The organism is Corallococcus sp. M7, from assembly GCF_054512695.1.
This window is the reverse complement of the sequence record NZ_CM137252.1, coordinates 19,189-45,380: the sequence shown is the minus strand read 5'-3', so window position 1 is coordinate 45,380 and position 26,192 is coordinate 19,189. Positions and strand designations below refer to the sequence as shown.

Annotated in this window: 22 protein-coding genes; 14 read left to right on the top strand and 8 right to left on the bottom strand. The window is 70.3% G+C overall.

The window, feature by feature from the left end:
- The first annotated feature begins 56 nt into the window (after positions 1-56).
- Positions 57-1,043, top strand: a complete 987-nt coding sequence (locus ACX114_RS00205) for an NYN domain-containing protein (protein ID WP_459293510.1) — start codon at positions 57-59, stop codon at positions 1,041-1,043.
- Positions 1,044-1,064: 21 nt separating this feature from the next.
- Here the strand turns inward: ACX114_RS00205 and ACX114_RS00200 are convergent, their stop codons facing one another.
- Positions 1,065-3,107: a PilZ domain-containing protein gene (locus tag ACX114_RS00200; protein WP_459293508.1), complete on the bottom strand. Its 2,043-nt coding sequence runs from the start codon at positions 3,105-3,107 to the stop codon at positions 1,065-1,067.
- A 422-nt stretch (positions 3,108-3,529) separates the two neighbouring features.
- Here ACX114_RS00200 and ACX114_RS00195 point away from each other — a divergent pair, with 422 nt between their 5' ends.
- The gene (locus ACX114_RS00195) at positions 3,530-4,021 is read left to right on the top strand and encodes a YkgJ family cysteine cluster protein (RefSeq protein ID WP_459293506.1); all 492 of its coding nucleotides are present in this window, start codon (positions 3,530-3,532) and stop codon (positions 4,019-4,021) included.
- Between the two features lie 39 nt (positions 4,022-4,060).
- Entirely contained in the window at positions 4,061-4,798 is a 738-nt protein-coding gene (locus ACX114_RS00190) for an FG-GAP repeat domain-containing protein (RefSeq protein ID WP_459293504.1), read from the top strand.
- Between the two features lies 1 nt (position 4,799).
- On the opposite strand, the gene ACX114_RS00185 is transcribed toward ACX114_RS00190, so the two are convergent.
- Genes ACX114_RS00185 through ACX114_RS00165 form a run of 5 tightly spaced genes read right to left on the bottom strand, consistent with a single transcriptional unit; the run spans position 4,800 to position 8,674 of the window.
- Positions 4,800-5,003, bottom strand: coding sequence for a hypothetical protein (locus ACX114_RS00185; protein ID WP_459293502.1), 204 nt, complete (start codon positions 5,001-5,003; stop codon positions 4,800-4,802).
- Positions 4,993-5,271 carry a hypothetical protein gene (locus ACX114_RS00180; RefSeq protein ID WP_459293500.1) on the bottom strand — a complete coding sequence of 93 codons (279 nt, stop codon included), beginning with the start codon at positions 5,269-5,271 and terminating at the stop codon, positions 4,993-4,995. Before ACX114_RS00180 ends, ACX114_RS00185 begins: the two co-directional genes overlap by 11 nt.
- A gap of 46 nt (positions 5,272-5,317) precedes the next feature.
- Positions 5,318-5,752, bottom strand: coding sequence for a hypothetical protein (locus tag ACX114_RS00175; RefSeq protein ID WP_459293498.1), 435 nt, complete (start codon positions 5,750-5,752; stop codon positions 5,318-5,320).
- 2 nt (positions 5,753-5,754) lie between these two features.
- The gene (locus ACX114_RS00170) at positions 5,755-7,653 is read right to left on the bottom strand and encodes a ribonuclease R family protein (RefSeq protein ID WP_459293496.1); all 1,899 of its coding nucleotides are present in this window, start codon (positions 7,651-7,653) and stop codon (positions 5,755-5,757) included.
- Between the two features lie 34 nt (positions 7,654-7,687).
- Positions 7,688-8,674, bottom strand: coding sequence for a hypothetical protein (locus tag ACX114_RS00165; RefSeq protein WP_459293495.1), 987 nt, complete (start codon positions 8,672-8,674; stop codon positions 7,688-7,690).
- Positions 8,675-8,946: 272 nt separating this feature from the next.
- Here ACX114_RS00165 and ACX114_RS00160 point away from each other — a divergent pair, with 272 nt between their 5' ends.
- Positions 8,947-12,210, top strand: coding sequence for a protein kinase domain-containing protein (locus tag ACX114_RS00160; protein ID WP_459293493.1), 3,264 nt, complete (start codon positions 8,947-8,949; stop codon positions 12,208-12,210).
- Between the two features lie 122 nt (positions 12,211-12,332).
- A complete protein-coding gene (locus tag ACX114_RS00155) occupies positions 12,333-13,055 on the top strand; it encodes a head GIN domain-containing protein (RefSeq protein WP_459293491.1) in 723 nt (240 codons plus the stop codon).
- A gap of 431 nt (positions 13,056-13,486) precedes the next feature.
- Here the strand turns inward: ACX114_RS00155 and ACX114_RS00150 are convergent, their stop codons facing one another.
- Positions 13,487-14,506: an aldo/keto reductase gene (locus ACX114_RS00150; RefSeq protein WP_459293489.1), complete on the bottom strand. Its 1,020-nt coding sequence runs from the start codon at positions 14,504-14,506 to the stop codon at positions 13,487-13,489.
- Positions 14,507-14,584: 78 nt separating this feature from the next.
- Here ACX114_RS00150 and ACX114_RS00145 point away from each other — a divergent pair, with 78 nt between their 5' ends.
- Positions 14,585-15,301 (top strand): DUF429 domain-containing protein, encoded by a 717-nt coding sequence (locus ACX114_RS00145; protein WP_459293488.1) that lies wholly within the window; start codon positions 14,585-14,587, stop codon positions 15,299-15,301.
- A 70-nt stretch (positions 15,302-15,371) separates the two neighbouring features.
- Positions 15,372-16,310: a hypothetical protein gene (locus ACX114_RS00140; protein ID WP_459293486.1), complete on the top strand. Its 939-nt coding sequence runs from the start codon at positions 15,372-15,374 to the stop codon at positions 16,308-16,310.
- A 12-nt stretch (positions 16,311-16,322) separates the two neighbouring features.
- Here the strand turns inward: ACX114_RS00140 and ACX114_RS00135 are convergent, their stop codons facing one another.
- A complete protein-coding gene (locus ACX114_RS00135; protein WP_459293484.1) occupies positions 16,323-18,497 on the bottom strand; it encodes a tenascin-X in 2,175 nt (724 codons plus the stop codon).
- Between the two features lie 151 nt (positions 18,498-18,648).
- On the opposite strand from ACX114_RS00135, the gene ACX114_RS00130 reads away from it, so the two are divergent.
- The 7 genes from ACX114_RS00130 (at position 18,649) to ACX114_RS00100 (ending at position 26,035) form a co-directional block, all read left to right on the top strand.
- Positions 18,649-18,975 (top strand): hypothetical protein, encoded by a 327-nt coding sequence (locus ACX114_RS00130; protein ID WP_459293482.1) that lies wholly within the window; start codon positions 18,649-18,651, stop codon positions 18,973-18,975.
- A gap of 9 nt (positions 18,976-18,984) precedes the next feature.
- Positions 18,985-19,311 (top strand): hypothetical protein, encoded by a 327-nt coding sequence (locus tag ACX114_RS00125; protein WP_459293480.1) that lies wholly within the window; start codon positions 18,985-18,987, stop codon positions 19,309-19,311.
- A gap of 308 nt (positions 19,312-19,619) precedes the next feature.
- Entirely contained in the window at positions 19,620-21,383 is a 1,764-nt protein-coding gene (locus ACX114_RS00120) for a serine/threonine protein kinase (protein ID WP_459293478.1), read from the top strand.
- A gap of 110 nt (positions 21,384-21,493) precedes the next feature.
- On the top strand, positions 21,494-22,447 hold the full coding sequence (gene gshB, locus ACX114_RS00115) for a glutathione synthase (protein WP_459293476.1): 954 nt from the start codon (positions 21,494-21,496) through the stop codon (positions 22,445-22,447).
- A 2-nt stretch (positions 22,448-22,449) separates the two neighbouring features.
- A complete protein-coding gene (locus ACX114_RS00110; protein WP_459293474.1) occupies positions 22,450-23,229 on the top strand; it encodes a tRNA1(Val) (adenine(37)-N6)-methyltransferase in 780 nt (259 codons plus the stop codon).
- Between the two features lie 115 nt (positions 23,230-23,344).
- Positions 23,345-23,851, top strand: a complete 507-nt coding sequence (locus ACX114_RS00105) for a DoxX family protein (RefSeq protein WP_459293472.1) — start codon at positions 23,345-23,347, stop codon at positions 23,849-23,851.
- A gap of 111 nt (positions 23,852-23,962) precedes the next feature.
- Positions 23,963-26,035, top strand: a complete 2,073-nt coding sequence (locus ACX114_RS00100; RefSeq protein WP_459293470.1) for a CapA family protein — start codon at positions 23,963-23,965, stop codon at positions 26,033-26,035.
- Positions 26,036-26,192 lie beyond the last annotated feature (157 nt).

Below are 26,192 nucleotides of genomic sequence, written 5' to 3'. Positions count from 1 at the left end.
AGTAGGGTGGAGCGCACGCGAGCCAAGGACCGCTCGCACATGACTACGAGGCACCTTTGGCTGGACGTACCGACGAGCAGCACCGCATCGCCCTCTTCATCGACTTCGAGAACCTGGTCACCAACACCGGCATCAGCGCCAACAACTTCGACCTGCAGCCCGCCCTGGACCAGCTCCTGGAGCAGGGCAAGGTCGTGTTCCGCCGCGCCTACTGCAACTGGTCGCGCTTCGAGGACGCGAAGCAGCGCCTGCACGACGTGGGCGTGGAGCTGGTGGACGTGCCCCCCTCCACCCGCGCCGGCAAGAACAGCGCGGACATGCGCCTGGTCATCGACGCGCTGGAGCTGTGCTACGCGCGCGAGCAGATCGACACCTTCGTCATCGCCTCCGGCGACAGCGACTTCTGCCCGCTGGCGTACAAGCTGCGTGAGAACGGCCGCACCGTCATTGGCCTGGCCGTGCGCGAGGCCAGCTCCCAGATGTTCGTGCGGGCGTGCGACCAGTTCATCTACATGAAGCCCAAGCACCGGGGCGAGTCCTCGCACAAGGACAAGGACAAGGACCACGGCGGCCGGGGCTCCAAGTCCGACGAGGGCAAGGGCGGCAAGCGGGGCGGGAAGGGCCACGACAAGGGCCACGACGCCAAGGCCGAGTCCAAGGGCGAGGGCAAGGGCGGCAAGCCCAAGGCGGAGGTGCCCGCCGTCGCGCGCGAGGTGGTGCAGAGCCTGCTGCGCCGGGCCACGGGCCCGCTCAACCCGTCGCTCATCAAGGAGACCATCGTCCGCAAGGAGCCCGACTTCGACGAGCGCGACCACGGCTTCTCCACCTTCGCGCGGCTCCTGGAGGCGCTGGAGCAGGAGGGGCTCCTGCGCCGCATCCAGCAGGGGCGCCAGGGCTACATCGTGGGCCCGGACTCGGACTTCGGCGCTCCCGCGCCCGAGGGCAAGGGCGGCAAGGGGCGCCACGGCAAGGCGCCCGCCCCGGTGGAGGAGGAGGAAGAGGAGCTGGAGTCCTATCCGGACCCGGACGACGAGGGGCTGTAGGCCCCCCGCCTTCGTGAGCCACTACGCCGCGCGCGGCGTGGTGGACTCACAGAGGTGCTCCAGGAACTCCGGCAGCAGGCGGGCGGACATCACCCACAGCTTGCCGTCGCCCAGGTCCGCCAGGGACACGCGCTCCGCGTACTCCACGCAGGTGGCCTCCACGTAGTGGACGAACACCTTGCGGTCGCGCGCGCGGTACCACTCCGCCGCCTGGCCCAGCAGCGCCACGAACGCGTCCTGGACCTCCGGCCGCGCGTCGTCCTCCAGCGGCACCAGGCGCACGCCGTCCAGCACGTTGAAGAGGTTCAGGCCCGGCTGCGCGGACTCGAACACCGCGAAGGCCACGGCGCGGCCCTCATGGCGGGCCACCACCAGCTCGCGCTCGCGGGACAGGCCCGCGTCACCCCAGCCGGTGCGCGTGGTCTCCAGGTCGAAGCGCTCCGGCACCAGGTCCAGCGCCTCTCGATAAGCCTCCGGGCGGGTGTGGGCCACGCGGGCGAAGAAGCTCGCGCGCTCCTCCTGGGTGGGGGCGCCCGTCGTGATGTTCGCGGGCCGGGTCCAGGTGCTGTCCACCTCGCCCTCCATCAGGCGGAAGGGCACGAGGCACGTCTGGCCGGTGTGCGCGTACCAGGTGGCGAAGTCGAACTTCGTGTAGCGCACCCAGCGCACGTTCGCCTCGCAGTAGGCGAAGAACCACTTCACCTCCGGGTCCGCCTGGGTGGGCTCGTAGCCGCGCAGGTAGATGTCGCGCAGGGCCTCGCGCGCGGTGGAGCGGCTGCCCGGGGGCTGGTGCCGCGCCAGTTGGTGCGCCATCCAGCTGCCCGCGTATGGCTTGAGCACGGACAGCGTGGCCTCCATGCCCTCGTCCGCGGGGCGCACCACGCGGTAGCCCATCAGCGGCGCCTCCTGGAGCTTGTTCTGCGCGCGGTCGAACTGGTCGCGCAGGCTGGTGAACTTCTCCGGCTCCTTGCCCGGGAGGCGGAAGTAGCCGGAGCGCTCGAAGAGCTTCCACGTGGCGTCGTTCCAGTCGCCTTCCACCTTGGTGGTGGGATGGGCCTGGGCCTCCACCAGCGCTCTCCACGCGCGGGCCCCTTCGGCGTCCAGGGGCCGGACGCTCACGCCGCAGCGGCGGCCATGGGGCGTGCTGGAGATGTTGCGCACCTCCGCGCGCAGGCGCACCGGCGCGTGGCCCTCCAGCCCCACCTCCATCACCGGCAGGCGCAGGCCCGGGTACATCAGGTCCTCGCCGGGCTCGGTGAGGAAGGACAGGCCTTCGTAGGAGACATCCAGCAGGCCGCGGTGCACGTGCACCTGGGGCCAGAGCGGATGGTCGAACTCCACCGTGCAGGACGCGTGGGCCTGCGTGCGGCGCAGCCAGCGGTGGCGGAAGCGCACCAGCGACGTGGGCGCCGGCATCAGGAGCAGGCCACCCTCCACGCGCGCGGCGTCCGCGTTGAAGTGCACCACGCTGGAGTAGCCGAACGCCTCCAGGGTGAGGGGCCCGGGGGGAAGCGTGCCGTGCAACTGCCAGCCGAACGCGTCCTGGAGCGGCTCGAAGAAAGCGCAGGTGACCTGCACCACGGCCTGGCCATCGCGCGAGCGCAGCACGCCGCGGGCCTGGCGGGACGCGAGCGCTTCGCAGATGCGCGCGACGCGGTCCGCGTGGTCGATCTGCTCGCGCCACACGGGCCGCGTCTCCGGCGTGAGCAGCAGGCCGTTGTCACGCAGCGACTCCAGCAGGCCCACGATGCGGCGGCCCGCGTCCAGCGGCGGCGCGACGAAGCGCAGGCTCACCTCCGGGCGCATGGCATTGACGCCAATCACTTCCGCGTCCAGCGCGGTGGCCCACCGCTCGCCTTCACCCACCACCACGGACGCGGCCTGTCCCTTGCGGGGCACCGCGCGCGACTCCAGGCGGAGCGTCAGGTGCTCCAGGGACAGCTGCACCAGACGGCCGGGAGAGAAGTCCGCGCCAAACGAAGCCGCCGCGCTGAGTTCCGTTCCCACCCGGTATCCGAGGAGGGCTTCGCGGCCGGCCGGCGCGTCGTGAGTGTCGGTGTGCATGCGGGGGCTCCCTGATGTCCTACGGGGCATGATCCTACGACGTCCGAAGAAACTGTGTTGTCCCCAGTTACGCGCGACCCGGGGAACTCGGATTCCCACAGAGTGGAGATCCTTCATCCCTTGTGCACTTAGACCTTCGGGCTGGATTGCCGGCCACGCATTGGATTGTCTCGAATTGGCTTCTCACCACTTGAGGATTTCCTTTACGGACAGGCGCATGGCCTTCCAAGACAGGTGCAGCCCTGTCCCTCCCCTCGGGTCGTGCGGAACCCGGAAACTCAGGGTGATTCCGACACATGGAACATGAGGGACTGTCGCATGTCTACTGGTGACACATGACCTGCCTTCGAGGGACGGAGGCCGTCGCGACACACGTCGGGGATGACTCGCCTCCCCGCGAGGCGTTATCCCGCAGGCACCCCATGTCCTCCGCCCTCTCCACCCTCTGTCTCCACTGCGGCATGTGCTGTGACGGCACCCTCTTCACCCAGGTGCCGCTCAAGCCCCCCGAGGCGGAAGCCCTGCGCCAGCGCGGCCTGTCGCTGTCAGTGAAGGAGGACGGCACGCAGGTGCTGCCCCAGCGCTGCGCCGCGCTGGAGGGCCTGTGTTGCACCGTCTACGAGGAGCGTCCGGAGGCCTGCCGCCGCTACCGCTGCCAGTTGTTCAACGCGCTGGCGGAGGGAGAGGTGTCCCTGGAGGAGGCGAAGGGCGTGGTGGATGCGGCGCACGCGAAGGTGGACGCGGTGGTGCGCGATGTGGGTTCCGCTGAGGGTGGAAGGGGTCCCGCGATGCGTCAGGCCCGGGTGGCCGCGGCCTCGCTGACCCTGGCTCCCGAGACACGAGAATCCCTGGCGCGCGCGGAGGTGTATCTGGACCAGCACTTCCGGGGTCGCTTCCGCCGCTCGGGCGGCTAGCGTGGCGGGGTCCTGCTCTCCGACCGAGGTCCTGCTCCCGTGAAGACGTCCCTGCTGACCGTGTTGTCGTCCGCCGCCCTGTTCGCGGGTGTGCCCGCCGCCGCTCAGAACAGTGAGTTCGTGAAGTCCGCGCAGGTGGACCTGGACGGGGACGGCAAGCCGGAGGCGGTGTCGCTCACGCCGGGCAAGGACGGGAAGTTCACGTTGAAGGTGGGCGGCGCGACGTCGAACGGCGATGCGTCCGGCAACGAGGTCCCGGGCTTCCAGGTGGTGGACCTGGACACGGGCGACAAGTGGAAGGAGCTGCTGGTCCAGACGCTGGGGGAGATGGACGACGGTCACCGCTACTTCGTCTACGGCTACGACGGCAAGGCGGTGAAGCTCTTGGGGGACGTGCACGCGATGACGGAGGCGAAGGGCAACGGCATCGTCCTGGTCGACCGGTGGATGGGGTTCTGGCAGAAGCGGGACAAGTACACGCTGGACCGCAAGGCGTGGAAGCTGGTGCACGTGCCGCAGGAACTGTACGCGGTGACGTACGCGCCCGGCGAAGAGGTCACGGCCACGGTGAAGAAGTCCTTCCCGCTGACGCAGAGCCGCACGGGCTCCGCGGTGGTGGCCACGACGGCGCAGGGCACGAAGGTGAAGGTGCTGGCCGCGAGCGTCCCCGCGAAGGGAGAGGTCCAGTACCTGGTGAGGTCGTCCACCGGGCTGATGGGCTGGGTGCCCGGCAACGTGCTGGTGGAGTCCACGGACGGGCTGCCGCTCGCGGGGTGAGCTACTCCCGCATGAGCATCACGTTGCGTGCGCCGCAGACGTCGCAGACCAGATACCGCTCGAACCGGGTCGGGTCTGTCGGAGCGGTCACATCCTGAACGGAGAGGAAGCCGTCTGCCTTTTCCGGGCAACGGACCTGCGCGTCTGGATTCTCCGCGAGGATCTTCCCGGCTTGAATCCAGGCCTTGCTTGTCTCAGAGATCATCGGGATTACCGCCCCCCTTCATCTTCTCCGCGTAGTCCTCCAGGTCCTGGTGCAGTGGCTCCGTCGCCTTGACGATGCCGCGCCAGACAGGGTGGCCCGCGACCGTGGATTTCGCATCACTGATGGACAGGCCATAGAGCTGTGAGATCCCCTTGATGCTGTAGACAATGCTCAGCCCAGCGGCATGGAGCGCCACGACAGCATCCTCCCTGGAGAGGCCTCGCTGGACGTCCGGGCGAATGGAATCAATGACAGCGTCGTACTTCATGATCAGTATTTCCGAAGGCTTGACCAATCTAGTCATTGGGAATGCGTTATCCGTGCCTGAGGGTATCCTCAGTAATCACCTTCACTCTGGAGAAGTCGAGGCCTTCCAGGGTGATTCGCCGCGCCACCGTGGCGACAGGCTCGGGAAGGTCCGTGACACGAATAGGATTCGCTGGTGCCGCCTCCAGCCGGTAGGGACCTCCATTCGGATCCGCGTCGAACGCGAACACGCCCCGCGCCGCCATCAACTGCCAGGTGTGATGGAACGGCGAAAGTGTCTGTGTTTTCGTTTGGCCATCCGCGGAACCCTGCGATGCAAGGATCGCTTCAATCGCGGTTTCGTGAGCGTCCGTGTCTTGAAGAAATGCTTCGGGGGCATAGCCCCCACCCGCGGTGCTGAAGAATCCGACGTGGCCCACGCCATCGCACGCGAGCCAATCGAATTCGTATCCACTGATGTCCCTGGCTGTCTTCGCGCTCATGACTACTCGACCAGGGCGAACTCCACCCGGCCCAATTGCTCATCCGTGGAGACGACCTTCACGTTGATGGGCATGCCCACGGTGAAGGTCCGCGTCTTGCCCACCATGGACAGCTCGCGCGTGTCTGGACGGTAGGGGCCGCCGGCGAGTCCCTCCGCCGGCACCATGCCCTCCACCCACATGCCATCCAGTTGCGCGACGAGGCCAAAGGGCTTCACACGCACGATGCGCGCGGGGAACTGCTGTCCGATGCGCGTGGACATGAAGCGCGCTTCCAGCTCGTGGTGACGATCCACCTCCGCGCGGCTGGCGGAGCGGGCGCGCACGTTGATGTGCTGGGAGAGATTTTCAATCTCCGGGTCCTCGTGCACGAAGTCGCGCCGGCCGTGGAGGTACGCCTTGATGAGCCGGTGCACGGCCAGGTCCGCGTACCGGCGGATGGGCGACGTGAAGTGCAGATACAGCGGCGCCGCGAGCCCGAAGTGCGGGCCCGGCTTCACCGTGTAGCGGGACGGACCCAGCGAACGGCGCAGCACGGAGCGCAGCGCGGGCTCCGCCTTCGCTCCGGAGATCTGCCGGTCGAACGCGGCCAGCGCCAGCGGGGTGATCTGCGTGCCAAAGCCCGCCGCGAACCCCGAGTGCAACGCGAACGCGTTCACGTCCGCCACGCGCTGCGGATCCGGCTGTTCATGCACGCGATACACGGTGGGCACGCCACGGGTCATCAGCCAGGTGGCGATGGCTTCGTTGGCCGCGACCATGAAGCGCTCGATCATGTTGTGCGCGGAGGTGTCCTTCTCCCCGGCGAGCCCGGACACCGCGCCCGTGGCCGTGTCGAAGGTGAAGCGCGCCTCGTCACGGGACATGGTCATGCCGCCTCGGGCCGCGCGCGACACCGCGAGCCGCGCGGAGGCCAGGCGGAACCAGGGCATGGCCTCACGCACGGGCTCCATGGCGGGAGAGATGGAGTTGTCGTCGAGGAAGGCCGCGACCTCGTCGTAGTTCAGCCGCGCCCAGGAACGGATGAGGCTTTCATAGACATCCGCGGCGGTGACACGGCCGTCGGGGTCGATGCGCAATTCAACGGTGAGACAGTGGCGCTCCTCGTTGGGCACCAGGCTGAGCCAGTGCGCGGACAGCTCCTCCGGGAGCATGGGGAGCACGCGGCCGGCCAGGTAGACGCTGGTGGCGCGGTCACGGGCCTCCAGGTCCAGGGGGGTGTTCTCCTTCACGGACTCGCTCACGTCCGCGATGGACACGAGCAGGCGCACGGCGCCATCAGGGCCCGCGGGCAGCACGGAGATGGCGTCGTCGATGTCCCGGGTGGACGGCGCGTCCACGGTGACGGTGGGGATGGAGCGCAGGTCGCGCCGGGCGCCGCCCAGGGCGTGAGGGGTCTCCTTCGCGCGGAGGGCTTCCTGGACGACCTCCGCGGGGAAGTCCCGGTGGAGGTCGTGGCGGGCGATGACGCGCTCCAGGGAACGGTCCGCTCCGGGCTCCAGCTTGTAGAGGAGGACGACCTTGCCGTCCGCGATGCGGGCAACGACGGCGTCGTTGTGCTGGACGGCGGTGGTGCCCGGGTCCAGGGGCCAGTCGGTGTTGGAGACCTCCTTGTCGATGCGCAGGAAGAAGGCGCCCTTGCGCGACACGACCTCGCCATAGACGACGGTGCGGGTGCGCTCCACGAGCGACAGGCCGGACGCGGTCCACCGGCCCTCGCCGGACGCGGTCACGGTGGCGGAGACGACGTCCCCCGCGAAGAGGGGGTTCAGGTCCGGAGGAGGGATGAAGGCGGACAGCACCTCCGGGGTGCCGGGCTTCTGCACGGTGAGGAAGCCGAAGCCACGGGGATGCACGTCGACGCGGCCGGTGACGGTGCGCGGGGAAGCGGAGGTGTCCATGTCGACGCGTGCTTAGCCCACGGCGGGGCGAACGTCACTGGAAGCCAGGGGGCTTCCCACTGTCTGTCTTCAACCTCGCGCCCGGGTTCAGTTCGAAGACCAGGCCGAACTGCCAGAGGCTGATTCGCTCCAGGAAGAGGATGTTGTAGTAGTCCTGCCCTCGCACGTACCGGGCGAACACGCCGAAGCCGGCCGCCCAGCGGGGATTCGCCGCCACCTCCACGCTCAGCGTGCTCCGCTGTGCCGGCGTCTCACCGAACGGATGCGACAACGTCCCCTCCAGCCGGAAGCGGTTCCCGTTCACCGCTCGCTCCCCCACCAGCCCCACTCCCCAGTGCCCATTCCCATACACGTGGCGCTGCGCCGGGCTCATCCCTCCGGGCCCAATCGCTGAGTTCAATTCGTAGAAGGCGTTTGCTCCCACCAGCCATGCGCTCAGCCGGTGTGGATCCACTCCGAACCCCAGGCGGCTGTGCAGCTCGAAGCGCAGCAGGTTCGTGGAGAAGCTCCCCGTGATTTCGTTCAACGGCAGCGTCCCCTCCGCGGGCTCGCAGTTCGGGTCCGTCCCCGTCTGGTTCGCGAAGAAGCACCCGTTCTCGCCGTTGGAGTAGTGCCCCGCGATGACGTTCAACCCCAACGCCAGCACCCGGGGCGCTGCGTCCTTGTCCGGGCCGTGCAGGAGCCGCAGGTGCGCCGCCTGGAGCGTCAGCTTCATCAGGTACGACGGCGGCAGGATGGGGTTGCTGTCCGTGTTCGCCATCCGCAGCCGGATGTTCGGCGTGAACACCGCCGAGAACAGCGTCTCCCGCCCGTCCTGCTTGAAGTCGTCCAGCTTCAACTGCGGCAGGAAGAGGTTCGGCGCGAACTGGCCCTCGAAGACCAACGGCAGGGGCGAGTCCGGGTCCCCCTGCCGCTGGATGCGGTTGGGCGACACGAACAGGTACGTGCGGTCCAGGAACAGCGGCGTCTGCAGGTCGTACTCCACCTGGAGCCCCTTCGCCTCCGCCCCACCCCACCCCATGAGCACTCCCAGGAGCGCCCCCACGCACCGGCCCCACGTCCCTGCCTGATGCCCTCGCGGCCCCATGGCACGCACAGTACTGGTGCCCCTCGCGCTGTCCCTCCGTCCCGGAGGCGGCCCTCCGGTGTCGGACAGTTCGCGCGCCCTGGTTCCCGAAACCCTGTCCTCGCCTGGACGGAGGCGCATCCTCGTAAACCCTGGCATCCGGCCAGAAACGGGGTCCCGGGCCTTTCGCGCCGGTGCCTGCACCGGTGTAGAGTCGGACCCCTTCAATGGCTGGGACGACGCTGACGCTCACCCCGGACGGGTTCCGCGGCCGGGTGCTGGGCAAGTACGAGGTGCTCTGCCGCCTGTCGACAGGCGGGATGGCGGAGATTTTCCTCGCGGCCCAGAAGGGCGCGGCTGGGTTCCGCAAGCTGGTGGTGCTCAAGCAGATCCTCCCCGACATCCGCGGCGAGGAGGAGTTCGTCCGGATGTTCCTGGACGAGGCCAAGGTCACGGCCGCGTTCAACCACCCGCACATCGCCCACGTGTACGACCTGGACGTGGCGGATGGTGAGCTGTTCCTCGCCATGGAGTTCGTCCCGGGCGCCACGCTGGTGGAGGTGGCCCGCGCGTGCCGCACCGCCCATGAGCCCATCCCCATGGGCCTGAGCCTGATGGCCGTGCGCGACACGGCCGTGGCGCTCAATTACGCGCACAGCTTCACGGACCCGCTGGGCCGGCCCTCGCCCGTGGTCCACCGCGACGTCGCCGAGAAGAACATCATGGTGACGTACGAGGGCGTCACCAAGCTGCTCGACTTCGGCATCGCCAAGAGCCTGGCGCGCGCGGGCCGCACGCAGGTGGGCATGGTGAAGGGCACCAGCGGCTACATGTCCCCGGAACAGATCATGGGCGACCCGCTGGACGCCCGCAGCGACCTGTTCAGCCTGGGCGTGGTGCTGCACGAGTGCCTCACCGGCATGCGCCTCTTCTACGCGAAGAGCGCCGAAGCCATGATGAACGCCGTGCTGAGCGGCGACGTGCCTCCGCCCTCGCGCGTGAACAAGGAAGTGCCGCCGGAGCTGGACGCCATCGTCCTCAAGGCGCTCGCGAAACGTCGCGAGGACCGCTACGGCACCACGCTGGAGTTCGCGCGCGCCATCGAGCGCGCCGTGGGACAGCGCATCTGGCACCCCGAGCAGAGCAGCGAGTTGATGCTGCGGCTGTTCACCGAGCGCCGCGACCAGACCCGCCTGCTGCTCATGAGCGCGCAGTCGTCCGGGGATGGCACCTCCAGCGAGACGCAGGTGGCGCAGGCGATTGCCCGGGGCGGGGACGTTCCGGAGCCGGCCACGCTTCCTCCCGCGGGGGGGCTGCCGCAGATCTCCTCCACGCTGCCGCCTCGCGCGCCCGCGGCGCCCGCCAAGGCTCCTGCTCCGGCGAAGGCTCCGCCGGCTCCCGCTGCTGGAGTGGGGGGCCGCCGCAACACGACGGAGGAGCTGGCGGTCCGCAAGCCCGCGCCGCTGCCGTCTTCTCGCCGGGTGTCGCCTCCCGCGGAGACGCCCCGGCCGCCTCCGCCCACGAATGAGATGTCGGCGCAGCCCGAGGACTCCGAACCGGGCGTGCGCACCCAGCCGGCGCTGCCTCCGGTGATGCTGGATTCGTCGCTGCGCATCACGGCGCCCGTGACGGCGTCCCCCGGCCACATCGAGAGCGAGACCATCCTCACGCCGCTGTCGCGCGTGGGCACGCAGCCTCCCGAGGAATCGAAGGCGCGGCCTCCGGCCTTCGTGCCGCCGTCCAACGAGCCCCGCGCCCGGGGTGGACGGGAGTCCGAGGAGGGCCGTGCCCGGTCTGGAGCCTCGGACGATGCACGGCAGCGCAACGCACGGGATGCGGCCGAGGACTCGCGGCCCCGTCCGCCGCGTGAAGCCCTCAACGCCCCTTCCGAGGAGGCTCGGCCCAAACCGCCGCGTGAGGCCTTCAGCACGTCGGGTGAGGATGCGCGGTCCCGGTCCGCGCGGGATGGCGCGAATGGGTCCGCCGAGGATTCCCGTCCCCGTCCGCCTCGCGATGCCGCGAACGGTGGTGCCGAAGACTCGCGTTCCCGTCCTTCTCGCGATGGCGCGGCTGGCCCCACCGACGATACGCGTGCTCGCTCGGGCCGCGATGGCGCGAATGGACCTACCGACGATGCACGTGCCCGGTCGGGCCGTGACGCCGCGAATGGATCCACCGACGATGCGCGCGCCCGTGCTGGCCGCGATGGCGCGAATGGATCCATCGACGATACGCGCGCTCGTTCGGGCCGTGACGCCGCGAATGGATCCACCGACGATGCGCGCGCCCGTGCTGGCCGCGATGGCGCGAATGGATCCATCGACGATGCGCGCGCCCGTGCTGGCCGCGATGGCACGAATGGATCCACCGACGATGCACGTGCCCGGTCTGGCCGTGATGCCGCGAACGGATCCGCCGACGCACGTGCCCGGTCGGGTCGCGATGCTTCGAACAACAGTGCGGAAGACTCCCGTCCCCGCCCTCCTCGCGACGCCTCGAACACCGGCGCCGAGGACTCCCGTCCCCGGCCCTCACGGTCCGCCACGCAGGACAGCCTCCGCGTCACCCAGCCTCACACCGCGCCGCAGGCCCTGCTGAACGACGGTGAGACGGCCATCTCCCGCGTGCCGTCCCTGCCTCCCGAAGAGGCCCCCGAGAAGACTCCCGCGGTCCGCCGCTCGCCGTCCTCCCGCAAGCAGTCCTCGCCTCCCTCCCGCTCCACCCCGGCGCGCGCCTCCGGCCGTCCCACCGAGCCGCACGACTTCCTCGCCGACGCCCCCGCCCCCCGCCGTGGCAAGGGCGCACTCATCGCGGCCGGCATCGTGTTCCTCGCCATCGCGGGCCTCGGCACCACCGTCGCCCTGGGACTCGACGGTGGCCGCGTGTCCGCGCTGTGGAGCTCCGCGCTCTCTCGCAAGCCGGACGCGAACCCATCCACAACTTCTCCACCGCCTCCTTCCGAGCCCGAGGCCCAGAAGCCCGCGCCCACCGAGCCGGAACCCTCCACCGCGGTCGCCCAGGCCACGCCTCCCGCCGAACCCGAGGCTCCCACGGAAGAGGCTCCTTCGGACCCGTCGCCTCCCAGCGCTGACACCGACGACTCCCAGACCCCGAAGGCCAAGACGCGCACCCCCGTCCGCAAGGCCAAGCGCGACGCCAGCGACCCGGCGGCCACCCCGGTCCGCGGCAAGCCCCGCACCGCCGCGCCCGCCGACGACTCGGAAGGCGACCTCCCCGCCCCGGATGAGAGCGCCACCGAAGCAGCCGCGCCCCAGGGCTTCCTCACCCTCGTCACGGAACCTTCCGCCCGCGTGTCCCTGGCCGGCCGTTCCCTGGGCGAGACCCCGCTCACCAAGGTCGCCCTCCCGGTGGGCAGGCACACCCTGAAGCTCATGGATGGCACCGGCCGCCCCCTGAAGCTCCTCGTGGAGATCAAACCCGACGACATCACCTCCGTCCGGGTTCCCCTGGAGATGCTGGCCAACCCCTGAACCCGTCCGGCTGCCGGACAGGTTTCGCCCCCCCTCACGCAATCAACTGCGGGGGTCCTCCGTACCCGAGGCATTCCGCCGGGACGTGCTCCCACGTCCTCGCGCCTCGCCCGGAGCCGCCCATGAGGATGTCCTCGCTGTCCCTGCTCGCCGCCTGCTGCCTCGCCACCACCGCCTGCACCGCCCACGCGGAGGACGCGGTCAAGCCCTCCCAGGGCTCCGGTGAGACGCGCCAGGTGGAGGACTTCCACGGCGTCTCCGTGGGTCACGGCATGCACGCGGAGGTGAAGGTGGGCCCCAAGTCCGTCCGCCTGGAGGGCTCCCCCGAGAACCTCTCTCGCATCAAGTTGGAGGTGGAGGACGGCATCCTCACCACGAACGTCGAGCGCAAGGGCTGGAGCCGCCTCAACGGCACGGTGAGGCTCATCGTGTCCTCGCCCCGCATCGACCACGTGGAGGCCAGCGGCGGCAGCCACATGAACGCGGAGGTCACCGCGTCCGATGAGTTCGACGCGGAGGCCAGCGGCGGCGCGGTGCTCAGGGTGAGCGGCGTGGACGCCAAGAACGTGGAGGCCGAGTCCAGCGGCGGCTCCGAAATCACCCTCAGCGGCCGCGCCACCCATCTGGACGCCGAGGCCAGCGGCGGCGCGCAGGTGCATGCCCAGAAACTCCAGGGCCTCTCCGCGCTCCAGGTGGAGGCCAGCGGCGGCTCCATCGTGGAGGCCGATGCCCCCGCCAGCGTCTCCGGTGACGCCTCCGGCGGCAGCATCATCCGCCTGTCGAAGCGGCCCCAGAACGCCAGCGTCGAGGTCAGCGGCGGCTCGCGCCTCGACGCCTCGAACTAGCAGCGGTAGCGGGAAAGGTTAGCCGGGCCCCGGGGAACACCCGGGGCCCGGATAGGCCCCCCACGAAGCTAAAAGAGACGCCGCACACCGGACCTCCAAGGTCATCCGGGCGACCGTCCTACCTTCCACGTGGATGCCGACCGCACCGGAGTGCTGACGGACAGGCGCGTGGGCCCCATGGAACGCGCTCGAGTGACCGAACGCTTCGCAGTCCCCAAGATATTGGAAGTCGGTCCCAATCCCAAACACCCAGCGTCGCTTTCGCCACGAGACTCGCAGGGGAACCCGCGTCCCGCCGCGCCTGCCGTCCCTGACGGACTGTAAAAACGAACGCACCGCCATCACACGGTGCGTCGTTGAGACGCGTCAGGTCGGGTCCATCCAGCGATAATGGAAAACTCCGCACGCGCGGGAGTCCGAGAGCAACCCGTTCAGCGGGCCGGAGGGAAGCGGTCCGCGTTCTGACGCTCGACCATCCAGCCCGGGTACTCGGGGGGCAGCCTGGAGACGGCGTCGAGCTTCGCGAGCTGCTCGGCGCCGAGGCGCAGCTCGGACGCGGCCAGGTTGTCCTCCAACTGGGCCTGCGTCTTCGCGCCGAGGATGACGGTGGTCACGTGCGGCTGGTGCAGCAGCCACGCGAGCGCCACGCGCGCCACGGTGGTGCCCGTCTCCTTCGCGACCTCATCCATCACGTCGATGGCGTTGTACGCGCGCTCGCGGTCCACGGGCGGGAAGTCGAACGTGGTGCGGCGCGCGCCCTCGGGGCCTTCGGCGTTTCGGCGGTACTTGCCGGAGAGGAAGCCGCCCGCGAGCGGGCTCCACACCATCAGGCCCACCTGCTGGTCCTTCATCAGCGGCACCAGCTCGCGCTCCAGGTCGCGGCCGGCGATGGAGTAGTAGGCCTGGAGCGATTCGAAGCGGGACAGGCCCCGGTGGTCGCTGATGCCCAGCGCCTTCATCAACTGCCACGCGGCCAGGTTGGACGCGCCCAGGTAGCGCACCTTGCCCTGGCGCACGAGGTCGTCCAGCGCGCGCAGCGTCTCCTCCAGCGGCGTGGCCACGTCGTAGCCGTGGATCTGCAAGAGGTCGATGTGGTCCGTGCCCAGGCGCTTCAGGCTCGCGTGCACGGAGTCGAAGATGTGGTAGCGCGACAGGCCGGTCTCGTTCTGGCCCGGTACCATCCGGCCGCGCACCTTGGTGGCCAGCACCACCTGCGAACGCTTCTGCGCCAACGCCTTGCCGAGCAGCTCCTCCGACTGCCCGTACGAATACACGTTCGCGGTGTCGAAGAAGTTGATGCCCGCGTCCAGGCACCGGCCCACCAGCGCGTCGGCCTCCGCCTGTCCCTGCTGCCCGATGTTCTTCCAGTAGCCCTCGCCACCGAAGGTCATGGCGCCGAAACACAGTTCAGAGACAAACAGGCCGGTGCGGCCCAGCGGACGGTAGTGCATGTGCGTGTCACCTTGGGTGGAAGTGAAGGCGGCCCCTCTTAACGTCCGGTGCGCGAACCCGCAGCAGGAAGGCACGCGATGACGCACGCGCGCCGCTTCGTGGGCTGGGACCTGACGGACCCCTTCGCCCGTTCTCCCCGCCCCGTGGACGAGGCCCTCGTGGACGGTGACGGCCGCGTGCGCTTCTCCCAACGCGTCTGGCCCCCGGCACGGGCCGGGCATGGGCTGGACCCGGAGGCGCTCGCGGAGGCCTTCGCCGTGGGACCCGGTGACGTGGTGGTAGTGGACGGACCGCAGGCGCTGGCCAACCCCGGCGCGAAGGTGCGGGACGCGGAAGCGCGGCTGCGCGCCCCGGGCCGGACCCCGGACGTGCTGCCCCTGCCCGGTGCGCCCTTCGCGGGCTTCGTGCGCGGCAGCGTGCTGCTGTTCGCCGCGCTGCGGGCCCAGGCCCGGGTGCCGATGCTGGACCTGGACACGCCGTCGCTGTCACACGCGCGCCTGTTCGAAGCCTTCCCCGGTGCCACCTGGCGCGCGCTGGCTGTGGAGAAGTTGGGGGCAAAGTCCACGCCGGAGGGACGCGCCCGGAGACAGGCCCTGCTGGAGGCATCCGGACTGCGCTTCGAGGACGCGGGGACGTGCACGCACGACCAACTGGATGCCGCACTCTGCGCGTGGCTGGGATGGCTCACGCGCATACGGCCTGAGCATGTCATCACGGTGGGCCTGCCCCTCACGCACGACGCGGATGGAACATTGCGCGAGGGGCGCATCCTGGACCTGAGCAGTAGACGGTAATCCACTATTGCTAATTTTACTGTTTAAGCTGTTTTAATCCCTCTCAACTCCAACCGGAGAGGGACAACACATGCGTGGAACGTCGTGGAAGGCCGTGACGGTGGTGGTGGGTCTGGTGGGCGCGCCGGTGCTGGCGGAGGAGACGGCCCATCTGCCGTACGGCGTGCCGGTGCCGGAGGGTCAGGAGCTGACGGCGACGCCGCAGCCCTTCGACGAGAAGGTGCACGGCCAGGCGATTCCCAACACCCAGCCGCAGGCGAACGAGGTGTTGAAGGGCGCGGCGGCGCGGCTGCCGGAGCGCTCCAGCCGTCCGCGTCCGCGAGACCCCATCCCGGACATCTTCCCGGGCTCCGGCGACCGGGGCTTCTGGGTGAACCAGGGCCAGGGCATCTTCGCGGCCAACGACGCGCAGACGGACCTGGTCATCCCGGACAACGCGATCGGGACGACCATCTATGCGCCCACGCACATGCCGGCGAACTACTCATGCGTGGAGACGGTGACGGCGCACTGGCGCTACACGGGCATGGCGACCACGGCGCACGCGCACGGCTTCTGGGACCACTGCGGCTTCGACGGCGCCACCGGCTGGCAGACCTTCGAGGGCATGGACGCGACGTGGAAGGGCAAGTACGTGCGCGTGCTGGACGGCGAGGAGCGCTACTTCACGGAGGCCTACAAGGACGGCAGCGGCTGCGCGCACGGTCTGCTCTACAACTTCACCCTGGGGGTCTGGGAGGAGAAGCTGACGCCCATCTGCGGCAACTCCGGCTTCGCCACGGGCTGGACGATGTGGGAGTCGCACTACCTGATGGACGTGGCGCAGCGCTGCCCCGCGTTCCCGCGCGTGCGCTCCTCCGGCATCCAGATCTACACCGTGAGCGCCTGGCCCGCGCTGGACGCGAGCAACAGCAGCCAGCTGGGGCCCTACGGCCTGTGCTGGACCAACGGCACGTACAACTTCTCCGTCGCCGTGCCCAACAGCGACTGGACCGCGCTCACGCCGTGAGCCCGTGAGGACTCAGCGCCCGCGCACCGGGTCCTCGTGATGGTCGTGCCCTGGCCCGCCGAAGGTCCCGGGCCAGGGTTCCTCCGCGGGCTTCAGGCCGGGGATGGGGAAGCGCCGGAAGCGCCCCTGGCTGTAGGCATACGGCGGATCGCAATCGCCGCACGTCTCCGCTCCATCCATCATCACGATGCTGTCCGGCCCCAGCTCCAGGAACTGCGCGGGCGTGGCCGCGTTCGGCATCGGGCACTGGAAGACCTCGCTGCCGTCCTTCGCGCTCACCGCGAACAGCACCGGCCCCGTCGCGTTCATGCCCGTGCCCACCACCACCGTCTCCGGCGGCTGGCCCGGCCAGGTCGTCCAGCTCGCCAGCCGCACCTCCGGCGCCACCGGCCCCGGCCACCCCTGGAACCCGTGCGTCCAGGACGGCGTGAGCTCCGGCAACGCGTAGCCCTCCAGCGTCCACCCGCCCGCGGTGTCGTCCTCGGAGGGCGAGGGGATCACGTGCGCGGACGTCGCCAGCGCGCGGCCCAGCGTCCTCGGGAAGGTCTGTGAGCCCACCGCCTGCCCGTCCTGCGTGCGCAGCGCCTGCGTGGAGCGCTCGTTGAGCAGCACCCCGTTCACGATGGCCAGCTCGCCCGCGGCGAAGGCCTCCGTCTTGCGCCAGCGTGGCACCCCGTCCTGCGAGAACGCCATCAACAACGTCGGCGCTCCCGGATACAGCGGCGCCCCCACGTTCTGCGTGGGCCCGAACGCCACGTACAGGTCCCCCGCCGCGTCGGAGGCAACGCCATACGGATGCGGGTGGTTGCACTCCGCGAGCAGCGGATCCTGCAACGCCTGCGCGGACACCATGCCGCCAAAGGCATCCAACACCACCAGGAAGTACTGCCGGCACAGCGTGTCGCGCGACGTGCCCGCCGGGTACGCCTCGAAGAGGGCCGCCAGCCGGTCCGGCTGCATCACCCCCAGCCGCGCCATGAACACCGTCGTCAGCCCTTGCGTGAAGTCCGGCCGCGCCGTCGTCAAATCGAACGTCCACCGGGGCGAGCCCGTCACCCGGTCCAACAGCGACACCTGCCCGGACAGCGGCAGGTCCATGCACAACAGCCGGTCGTTCCACAGCATGCACCGGCGCCCGGACACGCTCGCGCGCACCGGCACCGGACCCGCCGCGTCCAGCAGCGCCGGCACGAAGAAGCCCACCAGCGTCACGTCCCCCGTGGGCCCCACCAACAGGTCGTGCAGCGACTCGCCGTTGGAGGCCGCGTCGTAGGTCCAGTCCGGCGTCAGCGCCGTCGCGGTGGGGCGCTCGCAGACGGAGCCCTTGCACCTGCCCGGCCCCTGGCAGGGGCTGGCCGGCGCGCAGGTGAAGTTGTCCGGCGGGTCGCGGCGCTGGCACGTCCCGTCCAGGCACACGTCCGCCGCGTCACAGCCGCGCTCCGGGCCGCAGAACGTCCCGTCCGGCGCCTTCGCCAGCGTGCACCCCACCTTCGGGTCGCACGCGCCCACCTGGCACTTCCCATCCCCCGGACACGGCGGCGCCGGCACCGACGTGCAGCCATCCAGCGGGTTGCACACGTCCGTGGTGCACGCGTTGCCGTCGTCGCAGACGCGCTCCGCCCCCTTGCACCGCCCGGCCGCGCACGTGGCGTCCTGGATGCACGCGTTGCCCGGGTCGCAGGCCGTGCCGTCCGGCTCCTGCGTCTCCACGCACTTCTCCGTCGCCACATCGAACGTGGAGGTATGGCAGGCCACCGGCGTGGGGCAGTCCGGGTACGGGTTCGCCTCCCCGCGCAGCTCCACCCGCACCTCCCCGCCCCCCGGCGCCCGGCCCACCAGCGTGGCCGTCAGCACGCCCGTGGCCTGCGGCCGGTAGGACAGCCGGACCGGGACCTCGCCCGGGGCCATCCGCGTGGGCAGCCCGTCCGCGGCGAAGGGGGCGGCCAGCGCCGTCCACTCCACGTCCAGCGTCGTCCGGCCCGCGTTCACCACCCGGAGCTCCACCACCCGCTCCACCTGGGGGTAGCTGGGCGGGAACGCCACGGCCTCCTGGGAGACCCTCAGAAGGCTCCGGGCGCCCGTCAGCGGGGGTTCCTCCCGGCAGGAGCTCCCGAAGGCCACCAGGGCCGCCAGGGCCATTGCCAGGGCCATCCGGCCCCCACTGCCCACCGTCCGCGTGCGCGCCATCAAGCCCTCCTGCCCCTGCCTTTACACCCCTCTCCATCCCCGTGTCCCACGGCACCCCACCCCCCGGGGTTTCAGGATTGGGCACTTCCGTGCCTGAGTTTTTTTCAGCCCCAAGGGTTTCGAGTGCTTCCAACCCCCCGGAACGACAGGCATGTCGCAGGGTACGGTTCTGGCAACGGGCGCGGACATGACCCTGGCCGGACCGCCGCACGATTCTCCAGGATTGCAGGCCTTCACGGTGCTCATCGCCCGGGGTGTGCAATCCACCGTGGACGGGCTGTCGGCGGAGGTCCGGCGGGCGGTGCTGGCCGAGTTGTTCCGCATGGGCACCCAGGCTTCCGAGAACCACTCGGGGCACACGCCCTGCCCTCCCTACACCCTGCGCCTGGACGTGGCGGACTGCCGGATACACGTGGAGCTGGACCCCATGCGCACCCGGCTGTCGCTGACGGGCCTCACCCGGCCCCGGCCGCACTAGAGGACCTTGGTGAACGAGCGGTGGACGTATGGGCAGATGCTGCCCCGGCGCGCGGGCTACGAGGAGAGCTGGGAGCTCACCTACCGCGTGGAGCAGCTTCGGGAGCTGGTGGGCCAGGAGCTGCACCTGGACTCGGCGCTGGCGGAGGAGCTGGACGACACCCTGGCCCGCCTGGTCATGCGCAACCAGCGCCTGCGGGGCCTGCAGCGCATGATGGCCGCGGACCGGGAGCCCGAGGACCTGGTCATGCACCGCGCCGCGCTGGAGGACCTGGACCGGCAGCTGCTCCAGGAACTGCCCGGGCTCTTGGAGCGGCTCCGCGCCACGCTCCTGTAGCAGCGTGTCCCTGCGCCGGATGCCTGTCGGTTTCCGACTTGTGCACGGGCCCTGCTTCTTTTCACCAGTCTAATTGGAGTGTTGATCAACTGGTGGAAGAGGTAGGGGAAGCCGAGTTGGGGACAAGTCAGCAAGCTTCGGGAATCATTCACGAATCCGCGATCTGCTACATGTGGGCAAATTGCCGGTTTCCCCCGGGCATCCACAGGGGGGCTTCCAGGCCCCCGGTTGTCCACAGGGACATCCACACCATCCACAGGTGATCCACAGGGACCTGGCAGGCATCACGCCGGCAAGAAGGACCCGGGATGCAACAGCCCTGTTATGGTCCGGCCCGGCTTTCTTCACGACGCGGGCGCCATTTTCCGAAGGCGCTGGAGGATGAGCTCATCGACTTCCATCGGGGCGAGCGCATCGGGAAGTACGAGGTGCTCACGCAGTTGACCGTGGGCGGCATGGCGGAGCTGTTCCTGGGCTACACGTCGGGCCCGGGCGGCTTCCGCAAGTACGTGGTCCTCAAGCGCATCCTCCCGGACGCGCGCTCCAATGATCAGTTCGTCCGCATGTTCCTGGACGAGGCGCGCATCACCGCGGCCTTCAACCACCCGAACATCGCGCAGGTGTTCGACCTGGGGGAGGAGGACGACGGGCTCTACCTGGCCATGGAGTTCATCGGCGGGCAGAACCTCAACCAGGTGACCAGCGCGTGCCTGAAGAAGCGCCAGCCGGTGCCGCTGGCCTTCACCCTGTCCGTGGCCCGCGACGTGTGCCTGGCCCTGCACTACGCGCACACCTTCACGTCCCCCGGCGGCCAGCCCAGCCCCGTCATCCACCGCGACGTGGCGCAGAAGAACATCATGGTGACGTACGACGGCACCGTGAAGCTGCTCGACTTCGGCATCGCCAAGGCGAAGAACAGCCTGGAGCGCACCAGCGTGGGCACGGTGAAGGGCACCACCGGGTACATGTCCCCGGAGCAGGTGCGCGGCGATCCGCTGGATGGCAGGAGCGACCTGTTCTCCGTGGGCGTGGTGATGCACGAGCTCATCACCGGCGAGCGGCTCTTCGCGGGCAAGACCGAGCGCGACGAGATGGTGAAGATCCTCGAGGACGCCATCCCGTGGCCGTCCGTGCTGCTGCCGCACATCTCCGAGGACATCTCCCGCGTGGTGATGCGCGCGCTGGAGCGCAACGTGGACCGCCGCTACCCGTCCGGGCGGGACATGGCGCGCGCCATCGAGAAGGCGGCCGGCGGCAAGCTGATGGACGCGGACCAGCGCGCCGCGCTCATGAAGAGCCTGTTCGCGGAGCGCATGGCGGCCACGCGGTCCCTGCTGGAGAGCGCGGACGTCACCACGAGCAGCCAGGTGCTGGCGTCGGCGAAGCGGGCGCTCCAGAAGGATGACGGCCCCTATCTGCCGGAGCGCAAGAGCACCGCGCTCAGCGTGGTGGAGGCGCGCAGGAAGGCGGAGATCGCGAAGCTGCGCGAGGAGAGCCCCGGCAGCGACGAGACCGCGCCTCCGGTGAAGCGCTCGAAGCTGGGCGCGGTGTGGGCGCTCCTGTCGCTGTCGCTGTTCCTGGGCCTGGCCTATGGCGCGTTCCGGCTCACCCAGTTGCTGGAGGCCGAGGAGAAGGCGCCCCCACCCTCGCCCATGAACCTGGGCGCCATGGTCCCCATCCGGCCGCCCAACGCCCCCGTGCCCGGCGGAGACGTGGCCGTCGTGGATGCGGACAAGGACACCAAGGACCGCGACACCAGGGACACCAAGGACCGCGACCGGGCAGGCACGAAGGACCGGGACAACGACCGGGACGACGCCACCGCCAGCCGGAGCAGCCGCAAGGGCAAGGCCCGGGGCGAGGTGACGCTCTTCCTGGATGAGCCCGCGGAGATCTTCTTCAAGAACAAGTCCCTGGGCCCCGCGCCGCTGGTGAAGCACTCCCTGCCGGTGGGACAGGCGGAGCTGGTTCTGGTGGGCGGGGACAAGAAGCGCCGCGTGCTCGCCGTGCCGGTGGAGGCGGGCAAGCCCGTGCGCCTCAACCTCAAGCTGAGGGAGCTGCCGGGCCGCTAGGGGCCCGAGGCCCCCTGTCCTGACGGAGGGGGCCGTGTCCGTTCCGGCGTGGACGGACCTGCTCGAAGGAGCGGCACGGGCGGAGGGCGTCCGCTATCTTCCGCCCCCACATGGCCCTCTCCCTTGGCTTCCTGATGGACCCGCTCGAGAGCGTGCGGGTGGACCACGACACGACGTTCTCGCTGATGCTGGAGGCACAGCGGCGGGGGCACGACGTCTATTACTTCGAGCAGGGCTGGCTGCGCTTCAACGGCCGGTGCTCGGAGGCGCGCATGCGCCGGGTGAAGGTGCGGCGTGAGGTGGGGCACCACTTCGACGTGCTGAGCGAGGACGTGCGGCCGCTGTCGAAGCTGGACGTGCTCTTCCTGCGCAAGGACCCGCCGGTGGACGCGGACTATCTGCACGCCACGCAACTGGTGGAGCTGTGTCCGGACCGCGCCCCCATCTTCATCAACAACCCGTCTGGCATCCGCGACGCGAACGAGAAGCTCTTCACGCTGAACTTCCCGGACCTGATGCCGGAGACGCGCGTGACGCGCGAGCTGTCCGTGGTGCTGGAGTTCGCGGCGAAGAACGCGCAGGGCACCATCCTCAAGCCCATCGACGGGTTCGGGGGCAAGGGCATCCTCTTCCTCGCGCCGGGGGACCGCAACGCGCGCTCCATGGTGGAGCTGCTCACGCAGGGCGGGAAGGAGCCCATCCTCGCGCAGGCGTACGTGCCGGAGAGCCGCCTGGGCGACAAGCGCATCATCCTGGTGGATGGAGATCCGGTGGGCGCGGTGCTGCGCGTGCCTTCGGACGCGGACCACCGGGGCAACATGGCCGCGGGCGGCACGCCGATGAAGGCGGCCATCACCGAGCGCGACCTCTACATCTGCAAGCGCCTCAAGCCGTCACTCCAGGAGAAGGGGCTGACGCTGGTGGGCATCGACGTGCTGGGCGACTACCTCACGGAGGTGAACGTCACCAGCCCCACGGGCCTGGTGGAGGCCAGCCACCTGGACGGCGTCTCCTGCGAGGCGCGCGTGCTGGAAGTCGCCGAGCGGATGCACGGCGCGCGCTGACCGTGGAGCCCGTCACCCTGGAGGACGGCGAGACGCTGGACTCCATTGGCACCGCGGACGTGCGCGTGTTCCAGCGCCGCACGGGCTACCGCTTCACGTTGGACGCGGTGCTGCTGGCGCACTTCGCGGCCACGGAAGGACAGGACCTGCCCGGGACCGTGCTGGAGCTGGGCGCGGGCAGCGGCGTGGTGTCGCTGCTCCTGGTGAAGCAGTTCGGCGTCGCGGGTCCGGTGGATGCGCTGGAGTTGCAGCCCGCGGTGCACGGACGGCTGACGCGCGCGGTGGCGCTCAACGGGTGCGAGGGCCGGGTGCGGCCGGTGCTCGGGGACCTGCGGCAGGCGCGGTCGTTGTTCACGCCCGGGGCCTACGGGCAGGTGGTGTCCAACCCGCCATTCCGCCGGGCCGAGGCGGGCGTGGTGAGCCCGGACGCCGAGCGGGCCGTGTCCAAGTCGGAGGTGGCCTGCGATGCGCCGTCCGTGGTCGCGGCGGCACGGCATGCCCTGCGGCCCGGGGGCGGTGTGAGCCTGGTGTATCCGGCGGCGCGGCTGGCGGAAGTGCTGGGGGTGCTCGCGAGCGCGCGGTTGTTCCCCCGGGTGCTGCGAGCCGTGCACGCGCGGGTGGACGCGCCCGCCACGCGCTTCCTGGTGCAGGCATTGCGAGACCAGGACCGGGGCCTGTCGGTGCGTGCGCCGCTCATCGTGCACGGTGAGGGGCCCGGCGGGTACAGCGCGGAAGTGGCGGCGCTGATGGACGTGCCGCTGGCGGAGCGGAACGGGGGTTGAGCGCCCGGCCGCCGGGCGTGGGGCCCTGCGAGCGTCGGGGCCGGATGGGCGGATGCGTCACAACGTAAGGGGCACTTCACCCAGCGGACGTCCGCGTCCCGACGAGGAGAGCTCCATGAACGTGACCCTGCTCAACGAACAACCGTCGCTGCTGAAGTCGGCCGCGTTGCTGCCCCCGCGCCTGTCGCTGGGCGCGACGATGATTCATCACGGCCTGGCGAAGCTGAAGAAGGAGGGCATGGAGCAGCAAGCGGGCATGTTCGAGCAACTGGGCATCAAGCCCGGCAAGGTGTGGCTGCTGGCCACGGGCATCACGGAGCTGGCGGCCGGGGTGAGCTCCATCCTGGGCATCGCGACGCGCTTCACGGCGCTGGGGGTCATCGTCACGCAGGCGATGGCCATCGCGAAGGTGCATGGGAAGAACGGCTTCGACATGACCAAGGGCGGCTACGAGTTCAACGTGGCGCTCATCGCCATCGCGCTCGGGACGCTGATGCGCGGGCCGGGGCGGTTGTCCCTGCACAGCGCGCTGGAGCGGCGGGTGAAGCGCCGGGAGCTGAAGCACTTCCGGCTGCTGCCGCGTCAGCGCCGGGGCTCGGTGCTGCTCGACGCGCTCGGGTAGCAGGGGCCAGGGGCTTCGAGGGGTGTGGGGGTGTCGCCTGCCCGGCTGCCAGCGAACCGGGCCTGCCGGTGGCGCCCCCGCCCCCGCTTCATCCCGTAAGATGCGCGGGCCATGGCCCCCCCGTCCCTCCTGCTGATGCTGGCGCTCGCCGCGCCCGCCGCGTCTGTCCCCAACTTCTCCACAGCCGAGTCCTCCAGCACCGCGCGCCTCACCGCAGCGGGCATGGCCTCCGTGCGCTCCGTCATCCGGGACGCGAGCACCGGCCGGCTCGAAGCCGCGGGCCTCGCGTCCGTGCGGGGAGCGATGGGGACGTCGAGTGGCACGCGGCAACTGGATGCGGCGGGCCTTGCGTCCGTGCGCGACGCGATGGGAGAGCCGCGCGGCATGCAGCGGCTGGATGCGGCGGGCCTGGCGTCCGTGCGCGGCGCGATGGGAGAGCCGAGCGGCATGCAGCGGCTGGATGCGGCGGGCCTTGCGTCCGTGCGCGGCGCGATGGGAGAGCCGAGCGGCATGCAGCGGCTGGATGCGGCGGGCCTTGCGTCCGTGACGGCCGCCACGCGGAACCGGTCCGCTATCGCGAGCACCGCGAGCTTCGCGTCCCGGGGCGCGTCCGGCGGTGTGACCTTCGCGGATGGCTCGGCCTCCAGCGACTCCGCCGCGCCCGTCGCGGTGCGGATGCCCGCGGGCGTCGCGGAGTCCATTCCCACGCCGCCCCCCGAGTCGAACACGGTCCCAGCCACGGGCGCTGCGCAAAGCCAGACAGAATCCCTCTCCGAAGCGGGCCGCATCGCCGTGGAGGCCAGCATTGGTGCCCTGCGCGCCGCGGGCCTCGCGATGCACGGCAAGGCCGGCGCGTCCGGCCTCGCCGCCGTGGGCAACCCGGACGAGCACTACGCCCGGGGCGTCGCCGCCCTCCAGTCCAAGGACTCGCGCACCGCCATCGCGGAGCTGTCCGCGTGCGTGCAGGCCGCGCCGTCCCGCGCTGACTGCCGCTGGGAGCTCGGCTGGGCCTACTCGGTGGAAGGCCGCTGGGCGGACTCCCTCACGCAGTGGACGCAGGTGCGCGCGCTCAATCCCAACCAGCCGGACCTGGAGGGCGCGCTCACGCAGGCCCGCAACCAGGCCGCGCTCCAGGCGAAGCTCGCGCAGCCGGTGGACGGCACGCCCCGCCCTCCCCCGCCGCCGGGCGCGAAGCTGCGCATCCGCGCCGCCGGTGACCTGATGCTCGGCACCACCGTGCCGGAGGGCTACCTTCCCCCCGAGGGCGGCGGCAGCGTCATCGCGGCCGTGCGCCCCCTGCTGGAGGACGCGGACCTCACCTTCGTGAACCTCGAAGGGCCGCTCTGCGACACCGGCAAGACCACCAAGTGCCGCTCGCCCGCGAACTGCTACGCGTTCCGTTCCCCCACGTCCTTCGGTGACTACCTGAAGGAGGCCGGCGTGGACGTGGTCTCCACCGCGAACAACCACTCCGGTGACTTCGGCGAGGAGTGCCGCCGCGCCACCGAGTCCACCCTGGACGCGCTGGGCATCGCCTGGAGCGGTCCGCCGGGCAGCGTGGCCACCGTGGAGCGCAACGGCCTGAAGATTGGACTCGTGGCCTTCCACACGTCCGCGGGCTGCAACCACCTCAACAACCTGCCCACCGCCACCGCGCTGGTGAAGCAGACCGCCGCCACGCACGACATCGTCATCGTCTCCTTCCACGGCGGCGCCGAGGGCGGCAAGGCCCTGCACGTCCCGGCCGGCAAGGAGATGTTCTTCGGCGAGGACCGCGGCGACCTGCGCGTCTTCACCCACGCGGTGGTGGACGCGGGCGCGCACCTGGTGCTCGGCCACGGCCCGCACGTCGCGCGCGCCATGGAGTTCTACCAGGGCCGCCTCATCGCCTACTCCATGGGCAACTTCGCCACCTACGGCCGCTTCAACCTCAAGGGCCCGCAGGGCCTGGGCATGATCCTGGAGGTGGAGCTGGATGGCCGTGGCGGCTTCTCCAACGGCCGCATCCTGCCGACGAAGCAGATTGGCGAAGGCATCACCCAGCCGGACCCGGCCGCCAACGTCGTCTCACTGGTGCGCAAGCTCACCACCGAGGACTTCCCCGACACGGGCGCCCGCATCGCCGACGACGGCCGCCTCTCTCCGCGCAAGTCGCCGGTCACCGCCTCCAGCACCGCGCCGTAGCGCCGAGCCTTCACGACAACGCCGCACCCGCACCCACGGACGCCACGGCCTCCGTGGGTGTTTTGTATGTCACGCATCGCGCATCACCCTCGGGGAATGCGCGCTTCGTTGAAGCCGGGCTGCTGCCTCGGCTGCCGTGCGCTTCATTGCGCCTCCA